This window comes from Pseudoalteromonas amylolytica (genome assembly GCF_001854605.1).
GTDB classification, from domain to species: domain Bacteria; phylum Pseudomonadota; class Gammaproteobacteria; order Enterobacterales; family Alteromonadaceae; genus Pseudoalteromonas; species Pseudoalteromonas amylolytica.
Window position 1 is genome coordinate 90768 of the sequence record NZ_MKJU01000028.1, and the last position, 17633, is coordinate 108400.

Annotated in this window: 15 protein-coding genes; 6 read left to right on the forward strand and 9 right to left on the reverse strand. The window is 44.4% G+C overall.

The window, feature by feature from the left end:
- Positions 1–57 precede the first annotated feature (57 nt).
- Positions 58–714, reverse strand: a complete 657-nt coding sequence (locus tag BET10_RS14040) for a TetR/AcrR family transcriptional regulator (protein ID WP_070986228.1) — start codon at positions 712–714, stop codon at positions 58–60.
- A gap of 189 nt (positions 715–903) precedes the next feature.
- Between BET10_RS14040 and coaD the strand changes: the two genes are divergently transcribed.
- Together coaD and BET10_RS14050 are read left to right on the forward strand one after the other, a co-directional pair.
- Positions 904–1386 (forward strand): pantetheine-phosphate adenylyltransferase, encoded by a 483-nt coding sequence (gene coaD / locus BET10_RS14045; protein ID WP_070986229.1) that lies wholly within the window; start codon positions 904–906, stop codon positions 1384–1386.
- Positions 1383–2753 (forward strand): capsule assembly Wzi family protein, encoded by a 1371-nt coding sequence (locus tag BET10_RS14050; RefSeq protein ID WP_070986230.1) that lies wholly within the window; start codon positions 1383–1385, stop codon positions 2751–2753. The genes coaD and BET10_RS14050 overlap by 4 nt, the downstream gene beginning before the upstream one ends.
- Positions 2754–2970: 217 nt before the next feature.
- Here the strand turns inward: BET10_RS14050 and BET10_RS14055 are convergent, their stop codons facing one another.
- The 7 genes from BET10_RS14055 to argC form a co-directional block, all read right to left on the reverse strand.
- Positions 2971–3498 carry a hypothetical protein gene (locus BET10_RS14055; RefSeq protein WP_070986231.1) on the reverse strand — a complete coding sequence of 176 codons (528 nt, stop codon included), beginning with the start codon at positions 3496–3498 and terminating at the stop codon, positions 2971–2973.
- A gap of 29 nt (positions 3499–3527) precedes the next feature.
- Positions 3528–3692 (reverse strand): hypothetical protein, encoded by a 165-nt coding sequence (locus BET10_RS21520; protein WP_170829162.1) that lies wholly within the window; start codon positions 3690–3692, stop codon positions 3528–3530.
- 213 nt (positions 3693–3905) lie between these two features.
- Complete coding sequence (gene argH, locus BET10_RS14060; RefSeq protein ID WP_070986232.1) at positions 3906–5771, reverse strand: argininosuccinate lyase; 1866 nt, start codon at positions 5769–5771, stop codon at positions 3906–3908.
- A gap of 23 nt (positions 5772–5794) precedes the next feature.
- Positions 5795–7000 (reverse strand): argininosuccinate synthase, encoded by a 1206-nt coding sequence (locus BET10_RS14065; RefSeq protein ID WP_070986233.1) that lies wholly within the window; start codon positions 6998–7000, stop codon positions 5795–5797.
- A 13-nt stretch (positions 7001–7013) separates the two neighbouring features.
- Positions 7014–7934, reverse strand: coding sequence for an ornithine carbamoyltransferase (locus BET10_RS14070; RefSeq protein WP_070986234.1), 921 nt, complete (start codon positions 7932–7934; stop codon positions 7014–7016).
- A 9-nt stretch (positions 7935–7943) separates the two neighbouring features.
- On the reverse strand, positions 7944–8723 hold the full coding sequence (argB, locus tag BET10_RS14075; RefSeq protein WP_070986235.1) for an acetylglutamate kinase: 780 nt from the start codon (positions 8721–8723) through the stop codon (positions 7944–7946).
- Positions 8717–9742 carry an N-acetyl-gamma-glutamyl-phosphate reductase gene (gene argC, locus BET10_RS14080; protein WP_070986236.1) on the reverse strand — a complete coding sequence of 342 codons (1026 nt, stop codon included), beginning with the start codon at positions 9740–9742 and terminating at the stop codon, positions 8717–8719. The genes argB and argC overlap by 7 nt, the downstream gene beginning before the upstream one ends.
- Before the next feature lie 178 nt (positions 9743–9920).
- On the opposite strand from argC, the gene argE reads away from it, so the two are divergent.
- Entirely contained in the window at positions 9921–11075 is a 1155-nt protein-coding gene (argE, locus tag BET10_RS14085) for an acetylornithine deacetylase (RefSeq protein WP_070986237.1), read from the forward strand.
- 60 nt (positions 11076–11135) lie between these two features.
- Positions 11136–12179, forward strand: a complete 1044-nt coding sequence (locus BET10_RS14090) for a LacI family DNA-binding transcriptional regulator (protein ID WP_070986238.1) — start codon at positions 11136–11138, stop codon at positions 12177–12179.
- Positions 12180–12205: 26 nt separating this feature from the next.
- Here the strand turns inward: BET10_RS14090 and gtfA are convergent, their stop codons facing one another.
- Positions 12206–13675, reverse strand: a complete 1470-nt coding sequence (gene gtfA, locus BET10_RS14095; RefSeq protein WP_070986239.1) for a sucrose phosphorylase — start codon at positions 13673–13675, stop codon at positions 12206–12208.
- Between the two features lie 163 nt (positions 13676–13838).
- On the opposite strand from gtfA, the gene BET10_RS14100 reads away from it, so the two are divergent.
- Together BET10_RS14100 and BET10_RS14105 are read left to right on the forward strand one after the other, a co-directional pair.
- Positions 13839–15035, forward strand: a complete 1197-nt coding sequence (locus BET10_RS14100) for an MFS transporter (protein ID WP_070986240.1) — start codon at positions 13839–13841, stop codon at positions 15033–15035.
- Positions 15036–15236: 201 nt separating this feature from the next.
- Positions 15237–17633 (forward strand): TonB-dependent receptor domain-containing protein, encoded by a 2397-nt coding sequence (locus BET10_RS14105; RefSeq protein WP_070986241.1) that lies wholly within the window; start codon positions 15237–15239, stop codon positions 17631–17633.

Below are 17633 nucleotides of genomic sequence, written 5' to 3' on the forward strand. Positions count from 1 at the left end.
CGAGTATATCAAATTTCTATGCGTCTAGGAAATAAACAAACCGAATTGCTGCCTATGTTACGCTATGCTGGGCAGTGATTCATCTGCAAGACGTTGATATTGGTCTTGTAATTCCTGAATTTTGGCTGAACTTAAATCCGTACAGTACGGCTTAAATAACATCAATACTTTAACGATACCATTATAGATATCTTGCTGCTCAAGTACCCCTGTCATTCTGCGCGCTTTTACGTATGGCGTCCAAAAGCTGACCGTCATTTTCAACATATGAGCCAGCTCTTTTGCATCTTCGTCGCTAATATTGATAACGCGACTTGTGCGCAAACCAATCACGACAGAGCGCACCTGTTCAAACAAGTCTGTCTGAAACTCAATGTATTGCTTTTTTAACACGCCATCTCTTGCCAAAATGTCAGTAAGATTGTCGTAAAAAAAGTGGTAACGCCACATCAAATCAAACAATGAGTCTAGATACTTAGTTAATTGTTCTAGCGGCTCAAACTCGGTATTGAGTGGTTTAAAATGAGTACTTAAGTGCTCTCGGTATAAAGAAAATATATTGCGAATAATGTCTTCTTTATTTTTAAAATGGTAGTACAAATTTCCTGGGCTTATACCCAGATTTGAAGCTATATGATTCGTCGTTATTGCCCGCTCTCCATGTAAATTGAATAAAGCGATGCTGGTACGAATTATTTTTTCCTTGGTATTCATATCCTGATCTCTATGACACGCGATTAATATTAGGATGTGTTTCACTAATTGGGTCAGTATAGCCAATTAGGCTAAGTGAAAATAGCACTAAAGGGTATATGATATAAGTGCACATAGCGCAAAGCAGACCAGTGAAATATCTGTAAAACATTGCTACCATATGCCAAATTTTATTGACGATATCGTGTTATGAAAGTCACAGCTTTATATCCAGGTACTTTTGATCCATTAACCAATGGCCATGCCGATTTAATCAAACGAGCCGCAAAAATGTTTGATGTGGTACTACTTGCCATTGCACACAACCCAAACAAAAAGCCTTGTTTTTCTTTGGAAGAACGGGTTGCTTTGGCGGAAAAAGTACTTGCTGAACACAAAAACGTAAAAGTGATTGGATTCTCTGGTCTGCTGGTTGACCTAGCTAAGCAATATAAAGCTAATGTGTTGATCAGGGGCATTCGCGCAGTGTCAGATTTTGACTACGAGTTCCAACTTGCCAATATGAACCGACGCCTAAACCCAGACTTAGAAAGCGTATTTTTAACCCCGTCTGAGCGCAATTCATTCATTTCTTCTACGTTGGTAAAAGAAGTCGCTCTACACAAAGGTGATGTGAGTGAATTTGTCCATCCACTTGTTGCAAAAGCTTTACAGGAAAAATTACACGGATGAAATTAACACGCCTTAGTACAGTCTTACTTGCCGCTACGAGCATTAGCAGTTTCGCGAGCCCTTGGATAAACACCAATGAAAGCGAGTTAAAACATTCCATAGATATGCTGGTCAGTGCTGGTTTAATTAACCGCCCTGTCAATCAATACCCTTTGCTATGGCAAGGCCTAATTCAAGATTTGGATAAAATAGAACAAAAGCAAGTTGCTCATAATGCACAATTTGCACTTACACACCTACGCCACGCCCTGACTCAAGCCAAACGCGCTCGATATTCCAGCGTAACTGCATACTATGACGATGAAGCAACCTTACAAGACGGTTTTGGTGAGCGTCAGGCTGCGAAGTCAGGCATCTCAACTTATGGCATCATGACAGGTAAGCATGTTAGTGCCAAGGTACAAGTAAACTATGCTGATGAAGCACTCGATGGTAAGCAAATTAACCATTATGGTAGCCACCTTGCCATCTTATTGGGCAACTGGTCATTCAGTGCTGAGCGACTCAACTACTGGTGGGGCCCTGCCAACGAGAACGCCTTGCTACTTTCAAACAACGCGGCCCCTATGACCGCAGCACGTATTAGCCGTGCTAATAGCAATTACGACGGCCCCAGCTGGTTATCCTTCATTGGGCCATGGCAAATCACCGCATTGGCGGCAAAACAAAAGCCCAGCCTTAACGATAAACGCGATGGTGAGTTTTGGGGAATTCGCCTGTCCAGCACGCCTGTTCGAGGATTAGAGCTGGCATTGAGTGCCACCGCCAGTGATTTTGTGCTTGAATTACCATTAAACGCAGAGCTACCAACTGCCAAACAAAGAGTAGCAGGTATCGATGTTAAATATTCAAGGCTCATTGGCGGCCAGCCTATTTCGGTTTATGCGGAAATTGCAGGTAACAACGATCATGGCATATTACCTGCGAAGACTACTTATACAGTGGGTATTGAACATTTTATGGGGGATGCGGATTATCGTCTGAAGAGTTATCTCGAGCTCAGCGACAACACCACCAATTGTCAGGCCCTTGAGGTGAACTTTCAGTGTAACTTTCAAGCCTCTGAAGGGGGCTCACAATATACTGAGCGCGACCAGTGGCTAGGCGCGGCTATTGGACCACAAGCTAAAAGTCTCACCTTAGCTAGTGACTACTACCAAACTGGTGGCTATGGCGGGTTTGCCAAGCTCAAACTCATAGATTTTGAAGCTTTAAATATCGAACGTAAATTGCTAGAGCTTGGTTACCAACAAGGCTTATTTAGCGGTCTGTTAAAAGCCGGCGTATCCGTGTGGCGAGACACCAATAGCAATGAAGATAAACAAACACAAAGCGCAGCTAAGCTAAGCTGGGAGTATCAGTTTTAATATCAAAGAGTAAAGCTCCATTAGGATGCTTTACTCAACTTTTTATCTTTGCCGCCTTAATTAGCTTTCAGATTTTGGCTTATTGTAACAAGCCTCAGGTAATCTTTGTTGCTGAACAATGAAATAACTATCAAGGTGTCCGAAAGTTTTATGAGCCAGCTATATAAATACCATCAATTCGTCCAGCTTTAGAGGCTCTAAAACTTTGTTTGTGATTCTACTTGGTATTTAACACGCCTGACACTTTAGTAAGTGCTTTCACTTTGTTCCATAAACTTCCTAGTAATAAGAGGTCGCGATTTAAAATCAACACAGCTACCATCATCAAATCAAAGAAATTAATTGAAACACTATAAACAGTCCAAAACCACCACGGCTCACTATTTTCCAAAATAAATCTGTCGGTGTGCATGGCTATGAATAATAAACCGTTCATTGATAAACCGAATATGACATACCAATAAGCTCTTGATGGCTTCAGCGAGAGTAATTTATGCAGCAATACAATCGCACACACTGTTAATAAATCGCTGATAAAAAACACCAAATAAGGGTATGTTGATGCTAGTATTTCTTTAAAAAAGTGGTTAGATATAAAGTAAGAGGTTGCAATAATGCCAGCGGTGACCACTAATGAGTCACTTTTAACTATATTGAGATAGCGAAAGCTAAGGTTAAATACAAACGCCAGTATTAAACCTAACAGGATAATCGTGTCAAAATGTAAACTTAGCTCACCAAACAAAATTCAACCTCTTTAAACCTCTCGATGTCTTAATCGTAACTTTCAACTATGACACCTGCGCCACGCGCGCCACTCACTTGCATGAGTAATTCTTTATTTGCTAATACCTTAGCAGAAAGCACTGTCGCTTGACCAGAATTACCATTTAAGCTTGAGCGTTTTTTACTCGCTATTGTTGTTTTTAGTAGTTTCATATTTACCTCATTTAACTATCATTTTTAGATAATACAATATTAACTTTTTAGTTACATATAGAGTGCTATTTGAAGCAAATACCAAGCCACTATTTTTGACACCATCACTTCGAGCGCCTAATTGACAAAAAAAGAGGATAAACAACAGGTGAGGGTAAATAATAAAAGGGCGACTGGGATCAACCAGACGCCTTTTATGGTTTTTCAGGGAGTTTAGGCAACAAACTTACACGGGATCACCGCACCTTTTGCCGCCTTTAATAGGAATTCCATTGCCACTTCATCACAATGGTCTTTACGTAAACATAAATCACAATCCTTCATCACTTTTTCAGGGAGAGTGTCTTTAGTACAGTAACTAAAGCCCTGTTTAGTGAAGAACCCTGGCACTCGTGTTAGGACAATTACTCTGTTAAGCGCCAATTTGCGTGCTTTTACCAGTAAATACTGTACCAACTGCATACCTTGGCCTTTAACTGGCGTTTGTGGGTCAACGCCTAAAGAGCGGATTTCAGCTAAGCCGGTATCATAAATGTAAAGCGAGGCGCACCCGGTGATCTTGCCATCCACTACAGTTACGGCGAACTCATTGATTGAGTGGATCATATCGCTTTTTGCTCGCGGCAAGTTTTCGCCGACTTTGGCCCAATGCTGAATCAGCCCAGCAATCGCGTCTACATCGTCTAAATTAGCGTCTCTAACTAGGATCTGCTGTTTTTTTTTCGCCGCGCGTACGGCTAGTTCAACTTGTGTGACCGATGTACCGCCCAGCGCCTGACGAGCGGCAATCCCAGCATCCAATTCCAATACAGGATATACATCGTCGCTTATTACAGCGCAAACCTGTTGGAATGTCTCCAAGGTGAGGTCTTCTAAATTTTTGCCCTCAGCAATGGCAATTTGCACCAGTTGCCCAACAATGTGATGCCCTTCTCTAAATGGGATCCCTTTAGCAACCAAGTAATCTGCCAACTCAGTGGCATTGGCATGTCCACCTTGCGCCGCCTTACGAGTCGTCTGAGCATTTACCTTTAGACCTTTGATACAAGCTTCTGCCATGTGAATACAAGCAAGCCAAGTTGGCATAGCATCAAACAAGCCCTCTTTATCCTCTTGCATATCTTTATTGTATGCCAGAGGTAGCGCTTTTAAGGTCATCATCATGGCGCTAAATGCGCCAAAAACACGCCCTGTTTTACCACGGATTAACTCCAGCGCATCGGGGTTTTTCTTTTGTGGCATTAACGAAGAACCAGAAGTAACATTGTCTGCCAGCTCAATAAACGCCGCTTCACCCGAATTATAAAATATTAGGTCTTCTGCAAAACGCGACAAATGCATCATAGAAATACTGGCACAACTGAGTAGCTCAACCACAAAGTCTCTGTCTGAAACCGCGTCCAAACTGTTACGACTGGCGTGGCTGAACCCTAAATTGGTCGCCAATGTCTCTCTATCTATTGGATAAGCGGTGCCCGCTAATGCACCACTACCAAGCGGACAGACATTTAAACGAATGAGCGCATCTTGTAGACGAGATTCATCCCGCTCAAGCATTTCAACATAAGCCATACACCAATGACTAAACAGCACGGGTTGTGCACGCTGTAAATGCGTATAGCCCGGCAAAATCGTGCCGAGTTCACGCTCTGCTAAATTGACAAAGGCCGATTTTAAAGATCCTAATGCCGCCAGTAACTGCTCGGCACATTGACGGCTCCACAGTCTAAAATCGGTGGCTACTTGATCGTTTCGACTGCGCCCCGTATGGAGTTTTTTAGCTAAATCGCCTACTTGCTCGATAAGCTTTGTTTCCACATACGAATGAATATCCTCATACCCAGCATTTGCAACCGCACTTAAATCTTGCTGCACGTTCTCTAACAACGCATTCAGCGCAGCAACCAACTCTTGATGCTCCTCTTCATCGAGTACATTCACCTGTAAAAGTGCGCCAGCCCACGCAATGGAGCCGACGATATCCTGCTCTGCCAATTGATAATCAAAAGGCAAAGAGTCATTAAATTGCTTGAATGCCGCATCCGGACCCGATGAAAAACGCCCGCCCCATAACGCCATAATGTTTCTCCTAACGCTCTGTATTACGACTTTTTGTTTAATGCAGCTATCCGACTGGATAGCGAGAATAAACGAATAAACCCTTCGGCATGTGATTGATCGTAAACATCATCTTCACCAAACGTTGCAAAGTCCTCACTGTATAAACTGTTCACGGATTGCTTTTGTACCGCGCTCACTTGCCCTTTGTACAATTTTAAAACCACATCACCTGTGGCTACCTCAGACAATGCCTCAGCACCTGCTAAAATTGAGTCTTTCAGCGGTGTAAACCAACGACCGTCATATACAAGATGTGCAAATTCACTGGCCAAAGTCTCTTTCCACTTACGGCTTGATTTATCTAAAACCAACTCGTCAATTGCTTGTAGCGCCGCCATGATCACGGTGCCCCCAGGCGTTTCATAACAGCCGCGAGACTTCATACCCACTAGACGGTTTTCAACGATATCAACACGACCCACGCCATGCGCAGAGGCAATCTGGTTTAGCTGCACCAAACATTGATACGGACTGTATCGCTCACCATTAACCGCCACAACGCGACCTTGCTCAACACGCACTGAAACAAACTCAGCCTTGTCTGGCGCTTGCTCTGGCGATACCGTCCAAGTCCAAACCTGTTCGCTTGGTTGGTTCCATGGGTTTTCAAGCTCACCCCCTTCGTGTGAAATATGCCATGCATTGGCGTCACGGCTGTAAATCTTGGTCGCTGATGCTGAACATGGAATATTACGCTCAGCCAAATACTCCAATAGTGATTCACGGCTTGATAGATTCCATTCACGCCATGGCGCAACCACTTTTAGATCCGGTGCCAGCGCAGCAAAGCAAGATTCAAAGCGAACCTGATCGTTCCCCTTACCCGTACAGCCGTGCGATAACGCATCGGCACCGACTTTGCGGGCTACCTCAACCTGTGCCTTGGCAATGATAGGACGCGCCATTGACGTGCCCAGCAAATAAGTGCCTTCATAGATGGCACCTGTTTTCAGCGTTGGATAGATATAATCACTGACCAGCTGCTCTTTTAAATCCACGATATGACATTCAGATGCACCAGAGGCAATGGCTTTTTCTTCAACACCAGCAAGCTCTTCTTCACCTTGGCCAACATCCGCTACAAACGCTACAACTTCACAGCCGTAGTTTTCTTTTAACCAAGGCACAATTGCCGATGTATCTAAACCACCCGAGTAGGCCAATACAACTTTTTTTATTTCGCTCATTTGCTTTACATCCTTACACGTAATTTGGATTTAACAGTGATACCAGCAAAGCATTCTGGGCATGCATGCGGTTTTGTGCTTGTTGAATTATTTTTGAATTTTTGCCGTCCATTACCTCAGAGGTGATCTCATACTCTCTGTGTGCAGGTTGGCAGTGCAAAACGGTGCTTGCACCGGTTTGTTTTAATAAAGCCTGATTGATTTGATAGGGCATAAATGTTTGTTTCACTTGCTCAAGCGACGTATTGTTGCCCATAGATACCCAAGTATCTGCATACAATGCGTTAGCGCCTGCAGCAGCCTCTATTCTGTCGCTGATCATTACAGACGCGCCATTGGCAGCAGCGATTTGTTCGGCTTGCTTAACGATTTGTGCATCTGGTGAATGCCCCTTTGGACACACTGCCACAAAGTCAGTACCTAATGTAGCAGCCAGCAACATCAAAGAGTGCGTTACATTATTGCCCTCACCTAGATAAGCCAATTTCAACTGACTTACATCACCATGTACTTCTTGTAGCGTTAAAAAGTCAGCCAATGCCTGGCAAGGGTGATATAAATCACACAAACTATTTACCACCGGAATCGATGCATGCTCTGACAAAGTCGTAAGGGTGCTGTGATGATTTACCCGAGCAACAATAGCGTCTGCCCAAGCTGAGATATTCAAAGCGAAGTCTTGCACCGACTCTCGGCTACCAATAGCACCATTTTGTTGGTCTAAATAAACGGCATGACCACCTAGTTTGTTAATGCCAATATCAAACGATAAACGTGTACGCAAACTTGGTTTTTCATACAAAGTGACGATTGATAGGCCGGCTAACGCCTGTGCGTACTCTTTCGGCTGACTTTTAATATTTTGTGCTAGTTTAAGTAACTTGAGAATCTGTGCCTTATCAAACTCAAGTCCGGTTAAAAAATGTTGTAACATGTGCAAATCCTATGGAGTGATTTTGGTTCCGATGTGCGCCCCATCAACGAGAGCGCCCAAGTTTTCTGGCTTTTGCCAGCTTGAGATATACACTCCACGTCGTAAGTGTTGGGCTGCGCGAAGGCTGGTCTTTACTTTGACCTCCATTCCGCCCACTATCACTCCTGTTGCTATTAATTCCTCTATTTGTGACTTACCTAATTGATGCAATGGCTGCTTATTAGCATCCAATACGGCTTCCACATCCGTCATAAAAATGAGTTCTGCGTTGAGTTGGCTGGCAATGGCAGCGGCCGCTTCATCTGCGTTAACGTTATAGAGCTGCCCATCTTCACCAAGCCCCACTGAGCTCACTAAAGGAATACGACCAAGCGCCAGCAAGGTGTTCAAAATGCTCTTGTCATGCGTCGTACACTCCCCCACTTGACCCAGTGCTTTGAGCTTTTGCTTAGCCATCAAACCCGCTTCATATAAACAGCACCCCACTGGCGATAAGTTCGCATTGATGGCATGTGCCATCAGTTGCTTGTTGGCACACCCTGCAAGCGCGCCAACAATGTAGGGCATTTGTTCTTTTGGACTAATCCGCAGGCCCTGATGTTTTGCCGTAGCAAACCCCGCATCATTCAACCAGCGATCCACCAATGAGCCGCCACCATGAACCAACACAAATTGCTTAGATGTATCGCTGTGAATGAGTTTCGCAAGCTCTAAAAATAGCGACTGTGCTGCGTCTTCAGTATCCAGTACTGCGCCGCCAATCTTGATCACCCAAGTTTGCATTACCATGCTCCTTTTAAGCCCTGTTCGCTATTAAGCGCACAGGCTAAGTTCATGCATTGCAGCGCTTGACCCGCTGCTCCTTTGAGCAAGTTATCAATTGCCACCACAACGATGAGTTGCTGCCCCTGTTGTTGCCAACCGATGTCCACAAATGGTTGCCCAGCAACACTTTTTATTGAAGGCAATTGCGCCCCTTTGAGCCGGATCAGCGGTTCATCCGCTAGTACCTGATATGCCTCATCGACTTGTGGCGGTGTTACTTCGGGTTTAAGTTGAATATAAATAGTCTCTAAGATACCCCGTGCAAAATTACCCAAGTGTGGGGTAAACAGCACATCATGGCCAAGGTATTGACTGATCTCTGGCGTATGACGATGCTTGAACAAGCCATAAGGTGCCAAAGATACTTCGCAAAAATGAGTATTTAAACTGGCCTTTCTACCCGCTCCCGTCACGCCTGAGACCGCATTAATGATCACTTGTTGATCCGCTAGCAGATCAGCTTGCTTCAGAGGTTTTAACGCATTCAGTGCCGCCGTTGGATAACATCCAGCAACTGCGACCAATTGCGCCTGACTGATTGCTTGAGCATTCCATTCAGCTAAACCATATTCGGCCTGCTCTAGCCAATGTGGATAAGGGTGGCTAAAGCCATAATATTGTTCATAATCAGCGCTGCTCGCTAAGCGGTAACCGCCAGATAGGTCAAATACCTTTTTACCCATCGCTAAAAACTTAGGGGCCAGTTCAACACTCACTTGATGATCAGTACACAAGCAAACGAAATCCGCTTGCTCATTGATATCTAAAAAAGCGTGTTCGGTTAAAGGCAGTAAGGGCGTGTCGAGCAAAACTCCATGCTCTGGATACAACTGGCTCAATGACTTGTTCTTATCCAAGCTTTGCTCTGACACGTAACAACCCGACAGGGAGAAGTTGGGGTGTTTGGCTATAAGGCTGGCAAGCTCCGCACCGCTGTATCCGCTTGCGCCGACTATCACTACTTTCTTGTTCACATTCATCATTTTTATTCGGGGTCTCTTATTTGTATTGCGTTTACAGGTCAAAATGAAATTAAATAGTGAATGAGTATCGTCGCATGTCAGCCTCTAAAATATTTATGCTAAAAAAGTGAATTGATATTCATACTAAACACCTTTAAATTGTTATGCAAACACTTTGAATAAATATTTTGGATTTTTTATGGCAACCCCGACTTTTTTAGATATGTATCAACAGCTCATCGCCAATCCATCAGTCAGCGCATTGGACGAGTCCCTTAATATGAGCAACCGCCCTGTAATAGAGCTGCTAGCTGGTTGGTGTGAAGCCCTTGGCTTTACGGTAGAGATCACCGAGCTGAAAAGTGCGCCCGGTAAATTCAACTTACTCGCTAAGCGCGGTACAGGCGAAGGAGGCTTAATGCTGGCAGGCCATACTGATACCGTGCCGTTTGATGATAGTCGCTGGAACTTTGACCCATTTCAGTTAAAGCAACATGACAATCGACTTTACGGGTTAGGCTCAATCGATATGAAAGGTTTTTTTGCATTTGTGTTAGATGCCATCAAAACACTTGATGAGCAAGGTGTGAAACAAACAGAGCCATTATTAATCTTAGCCACTGCTGACGAAGAAACCACGATGGCTGGTGCACAACAAATCGCTAAACATCCCGATTTAAAGCCCGCGCGTTGTATCATAGGTGAGCCGACAGATATGACCCCGGTATACACCCACAAGGGCCATATGAGTAGTGCTATTCGTATTCTTGGCCGCTCGGGCCATAGCTCCGATCCTGAGCGCGGTTTAAATGCAATTGAAGTCATGCATATGGTAATTGCAAAATTATTGCAGCTAAAAGAACAATTAAAGAATAAATATTCACTTTCGGATTTTGCTATTCCGTATCCGACATTGAATCTGGGACACATCCATGGCGGCGACAACGCCAATCGTATTTGTGGCTGCTGTGAGTTACATATTGATTTGCGCCCTCTGCCTGGGCTGAGCATCAAAGAGCTACAAATGTTACTGCTGGAAGCTGTGGCGCCTGTTAATGCGCAATACCCCAACAGCGTTGAAGTTATTGACCTGCACGACCCGATCCCAGCGTTTAGTGGCAGCACCGACAGTGCCTTGGTAAAATTGGCAGAGCAAGTATCAAATACACAAGCTGTGGCCGTTAACTACTGTACCGAAGCGCCATTTATTCAACAGCTAGGGTGTGAAACCATCGTCATGGGACCAGGTTGCATAGAGCAAGCACACCAACCCGATGAATTCCTCGCGATGGAAAAAGTAGCGCCAGCACAACAAAAGATCAGTCATTTGATAAATGCTCTGTGTTTTAGTTAACACTTCAAGTAAGCTCATAGGTTGATGTAAACTCGCAACAAAACTAAGTAGCCAGGTACAATGACAGCAAAAAAGTGGACCTTAAAAAGCATTGCCGCACAACTGGGTGTATCAAACGCAACCGTATCAAACGCGTTCAATCGGCCCGATCAGTTGTCCAAACAAAAAAGGGAAGAGATCTTATCAGCATGTCATGAACTTGGTTATTTTGGTCCTAATCAGGCGGCGCGCTCTTTAAGAAAAGGTACATTTAATATCGTCGCGCTCGTGCTACCCGATAGTGTGGAATATATGGTGTCAGATCCAGTCGCCAGTAGCTTTATGCGTGGCGTGGCTAAAGAGCTGGAACCCCAAGGTATCAATTTATTGCTTTTCTCTGGCGGTGCGGACAATGTCAACAACATCGTAGATTTTGTTGATGGCTTTATATGTTACGGCAGACCGCGAAACGCCAAGCTTATTGACCACCTTGAAGCGCTTAATAAAGAAGTGGTTGCTGTCGATTTTGAACTCAAAGGCCAAGCTAGCGTCAATATCGACAACTATCAGGCTGCCTATGAGGTGTCTAAACAAGCACTTGCTGCCTTCCATGACGCTGCCACGCAAGCAAACGTTGCTATTTTGGGGCTGCGATTATTAGATACAGATTTAATCTGTCGCGTGTATGACCACCATCTACCAAAACTCAATACCTCGATTGCTCACCAACGCTTAGCTGGATTCAGACAAGCGTTACAAGAGTCACATATCGCTTTATCTGATGATAAAACTTGGAATATCCCAGAAAGTAGCGAGCGATGGGCGCGCATCGCAGCCAAAGAGGCGCTCAACGTACAACCACGCCCTAATGTATTGCTGTGTATGAGTGATTTGATAGCTCTAGCTGCGGCAAGAGAGGCACTTGAGCAAGGTATCAAAGTGCCCGAAGAGTTAAAAATAGTTGGCTTTGATGGGATTGACGAAGCGCAGTTATTCAACCCAGCTATCACCACGATTCATCAAAACAGCGAAGCCAAAGGGCAACGCGCCGCTGAGCTTTTTATGAGTAAACAAAAACAGCAATTAATTTTGCCGTTTGAATTAAAGGTCGGCCAATCCACCTAACTATTCTACACTTGCTGATTACACAATTAGTTGAGTAAGTCAGCCAGGTCAATCGTCTGTGCTTGGTGTGTATCACCTGTGGTAAGCAAAGCTACGCGCTTGGATAAATCAACCTCTAAACTGGCGAAGTCATCTATGTTCTGCCACTTCATAGTCAGGCTACTCTGAGCCCCTTGCACTGAGAACTCACCGTTAAACGCCGCGCTGCTATTACGCAATTTGATAAGCTTACACAGTCCTTTCACAACTGGTTTGCCTAGGTGTTTATGTACTTGTTCTAAAGATAAATAGCTACGGTTAATATCTCTGCCAACTTGAGTTTGTTCCAGTAGGGTCATGTCGTTATTGAGTGCTAGCAAACCACCATAATAAACTTGCGGCACACCGGGCGAAAAGAACTGGATCGCGCGGGCAGTTAAATATGCTAAATCGTCTCTACCCAGTGCATCGTAATACGTACAATTGACTTGATAAAGATCCACATTGCTCGCTGCGGACCCTGTAGCTTTTAAGCTCTCTCCATGACTATTTGCATGAATGGTTTGCACTAAGCTATCCACTTCGCTGGCATTTAACAAGCCTGGTTTACCCCCTTCGGGACCCGCATCTACAATGCCAATGCCGTCATGCGTATCAAGCACTGTTAAACAGTTACGCGGCGAAATATTTAACCACGACACCAATGCATCGACATTTTGATTAAACAAGGTGTGTAAAATTAGTGGTGGCAGCGCAAAGTCGTATACCCTATCTACTTTTTTCGCTATCGCTATTTGAGTTTGATAGTGACTGTGGATCTCTGCAATAGTCTCCATCCCTAATGCGTGCGCTTGTTCCGCCAGCTGTTTAATAAATACAAACGTTTCATCCGTCATAAAACAGCTTGTCCCGGCACGCTTTATGGCAAAGCCAGCGGCATCAAGACGAATAATCTTTACGCCACTTTTTGCAAACAAGTTGAGCACATCATCTAAATAACTTTTACCTGAATCGGTCTCTACATTAATATCGATTTGATTATCAGTAAAAGTGGTCCAAAAGTTTACCACCTCCCCCGTTGCCAACTTTTTAGGCGAAAAGCAGCTTGTTGGTCTAGGCCTAAAGATCATGTCAGCTTGGGCGGGTGTTATCCCATTTGGAAACACATCTGTTTCTTTTAAAAACATCGACCAATAAGACGAGTGACGACCATTTTGCAATACATCTTGAAATTCATTCGACTGACCCGACACATGATTGACGATTAAATCCGCCATCACCTCGTAGCTTTGTCCAATTTCAGACAGAGTCTGCCAAGTCCCCAAGCGGCTATCAACCTGCGTATGGTCAATCGGATCGAACCCCGCATCACTGCCATCAATCGGATAGTAAAATGGCAAGATATGTACACCTGAAAACAACCCACAAAACGATTCATCAAGTAGTTGCTTTAATTGTGTTAAGCCATTTCCTGTCAGGCGATCGGCATAGGTGATCAATTGCACTTGGTTTTTCATAGTTTCGCTCAATATTCTAAAGTTGATTCTTAATCGATTAAGATATATCTTTATTCAACACCTAACTATATTCAAGCATTATTTAAAATTAAATTGGCTGACACCCCCGATACACGCACTAGACTTACTATAAATCAGCCAGTTAACCGTTGAGGCAACTACTATGACAACCAACAACCTAACAACGCTTCGCTGGCTCACGTATATGATGTTCTTTATGTTTGCGATGACATCGGATGCTGTGGGCGTGATCATTCCAGAGTTAATCGGCCAGTATAATCTAAGCATGACGCAGGCCAGTGCATTTCATTACGCCCCCATGATCTGGATAGCGATAAGTGGTTTATGCTTAGGCTTTTTGGCAGATAAGATTGGCCACAAGGCCACTATCTTAATTGGCTTCACCTTGTTTGCTTTAGCGTGTTTTACCTTTGCTATAAGCAACAACTTTATCATTTTCGTGCTGTTGTTGAGCCTCATCGGTATTGCGATTGGCCTATTTAAAACCGCAGCATTGGCACTGCTTGGAGACTTAAGCCCTAGCAATCATGTGCATACCAAAACAATGAATACGGTCGAAGGCTTTTTTGCCATCGGTGCGATTGTCGGCCCCGCCTTAGTCAGCTACATGATAACCGCAGGCGTTAGCTGGGTTTATCTTTATGTTTTAGCAGGTGTGTTGTGTATTTTGCTGAGCTTAGCAACGCTTAAGGTGCGATTTGTCGCCAAACCAAAGGCTATATCAGATCAACCTCCAAGCCTAAAACAAACGCTATTAATGTGCAAAGATTTACACGCATTGGGCTTTTCAGCCGCGATCGCGCTATATGTCGCAACAGAGGTCGCTATCTATGTTTGGATGCCGACTTTATTAAAGACGTATCAAGGTGAATGGACCTTGCTGGCCACCTATGCGTTAACTATTTTCTTTGTTTTACGCGCAGTCGGCCGCTTTATGGCAACTTGGCTATTGAATATATTTAGCTGGCAAGTGGTTATGTTGGTGCTCAGCATTGCCATCTTCTTGTGTTATCTCGCTACCTATTTATTTGGTGTAAACGCTGCGGTTGTCAGCCTGCCACTGAGTGGGTTGTTTATGTCGATGATCTATCCCACCTTGAATTCCAAAGGCATATCTTGTTTTGCAAAACATCAGCATGGCTCTGTCGCGGGCGTGATCTTATTTTTTACCGCGCTGTCGGCGGCGCTTGCTCCGCTATTAATGGGGGTAGTCAGCGACTACTTTGGCCATATTCAGTACGGCTTTGCGCTTGCCACTCTATTTGCCGCTTTGCTGATGCTCGCTATGCTTTATAACTGGTGGCGAAACCCCGCACAACTTCGTCTCGCTACGGTTTAAGCCTGCCACAAAAGTGTTCAGCAGTGCACCAGTGTTGAACACTTTTTTATTTTTAATAACAGTTAGTTAAATCATTACGCACAATTATCGAGCAGATTTTCATTGCAAAACAGTCAATTTTTGCTAACTTACTTAATCGATTAAGTAAGTAACTCCACTATCGTGGTGCCATACTCTAAATAGACAACAATGAGGCACATTATGAGAAGAAAAAACCCAACTTGGTTTGCGCTAAGTGTAATCACGCTGGCTATCAGTGCAAATGCGTGGGCACAAGAACAAGCCCCAAATAGCACCAAGCAAAAGAATGAACTAGAAAAAATAATCGTAACTGGGGTGCCACAAAAACGTACCGTCATGGCCTCAAGTGTTTCTGTAAGCAGTATCTCTGGCGAACAAATCAATGTATCAACGCCTAGAACCACGGCAGAGGCGTTCAGGATCCTTCCTGGTGTGCGCTCTGAATCAACAGGTGGTGAGGGCAACGCCAACATCGCCGTTCGGGGATTACCTGTGGCCTCAGGTGGCGCTAAGTTTTTACAACTGCAAGAAGATGGTCTGCCTATTTTACAATTTGGCGATATCGCTTTTGGTAATGCAGACATTTTCATGCGCCTCGATAACACCATACAAACGGTGGAGTCTATTCGTGGCGGTTCAGCCTCAACCGCAGCAAGTAATGCACCGGGCGGTATTATCAACTTTATCTCTAAAACCGGAGAAAGTGAGTCAGGCAGTATCGCAACCACTTTCGGTTTAGATTATGACGAGTTTAGAACCGACTTTGAGTTTGGTAGCTACCTGTCTGATTCGGTGCGCTTTCATATTGGTGGCTTTGTACGCCAAGGTGAGGGGGTAAGAAATACGGGTTACACAGGCAATAAAGGTGGGCAAATCAAAGCCAATCTGACAAAAGAATTTGATAACGGTTATGTTCGAGTCTATTTCAAACATTTAGATGACAAAAGCACCGGCTACCTACCTATGCCCATGCGTGCTAACGGCGACTCTTTAAGTGGCTTTGACGCTCTCGAAGATACACCACATTCCGCCTATTTTATCAATACACAAGGCTTAGGCGCGAACAATGAAATTCGCCAAGGCGATATGCGCGACGGTATGCATCCACAAGTTAACAGTCTAGGTGTAGAGGCCAGCTTTGATTTGAGCAATAACTGGCAGGTCGAAAATCGCTTTCGGGTTTCCAGCGTCAAAGGCACATTTAACGCACCATTTCCTGCTGAAATCGGCGATGCACAAGATATTGCAACGAGTATCGCAGGTGAGAATGCTAGCTTAAAATATGCCAATGGCCCGCAAGCAACAATGGCAGTAAATGACGAAAACATCATGCGAATTCATACGTTTGATGTACAAATGCGAGATTTTGGCTCGCTCGTCAATGATATTAAGTTAACCAAAACCTTACAGGATGACACGACCATCACATTAGGTTTTTACGCGTCTGAACAAACCATAGCCATGTCGTGGCTATGGAACTCGTATTTAATGGAATTAAAAGGTGATAATGCCGCCTTGATTGATGTGTTTGCAGAGGATGGTACATCCTACTCAGACAACGGTTTGTACGCTTATGGCACGCCTGCTTGGGGTAACTGCTGCCAGCGTAATTATGATACCGACTATTCAACCCGTGCGCCTTATCTCGCTGTGTCTAGTCAATTTGGTGATATCACTGTTGATGCCAGTGTACGTTATGACTGGGGTGACGCAACGGGCACTTACGCGGGGGCTGTGGTATCCGAGCGAGATGTTAACGGCGATGGCGTTATCTCAAAACCCGAGGAACAAGTAGCGGGCATTGACCTGGCAAACCCAGATATTGTGAATTATGACTGGAATTACACCAGCTATTCCATCGGTGCGAACTATCAGATCAACAACAGCCAAGCGGCTTTTGCCCGTATCAGTGAAGGGGCACGCGCCAATGCGGATCGCCTGCTCTTTGGTAAGGTGGCCCCTGATGGCAGTGTGGCAAAAGAAGATGCCATTGATGAAGTCACACAGGTTGAGCTGGGCTTTAAACAGCGCTTTGACAATGGCAGCCTATTTGCCACAGCCTTTTATGCGCAAACCGAAGAACAAAACTTTGAGGCCACCAGCCAGCGGTTTTTTGACCGTCAATACGAGGCACAAGGGATTGAATTAGAGGGGATCTATTTTGTTGGCTCATTTGATTTTAGAGGCAATTTAACATGGACCGATGCCGAGATAGCCAAAGATGCCTTGTCTCCTGAGGTGGTAGGCCATACACCACGCCGTCAGGCCGATTTTATTTACTCTCTTATGGGACGTTACAATATGGAACAGGGCGCGGTAGGCGTCAGTTTAATCGGCACGAGTGATGCGTATGCGCAAGACAATAACGACTTAAAGCTTGATGGTTACACACAAGTCAATGCCTTTGCCAGCTATGATGTAACGCAGAACCTTTCTATTTCTTTGAATGTTAACAATCTATTCAATGCGGTGGGTATTACCGAAGCGGAAGAAGGCAGCATACCAAGTAACAACATCATTCGTGCGCGCAGTATTAATGGCCGAACCACGTCGTTTACACTTAAATATCAATTTTAG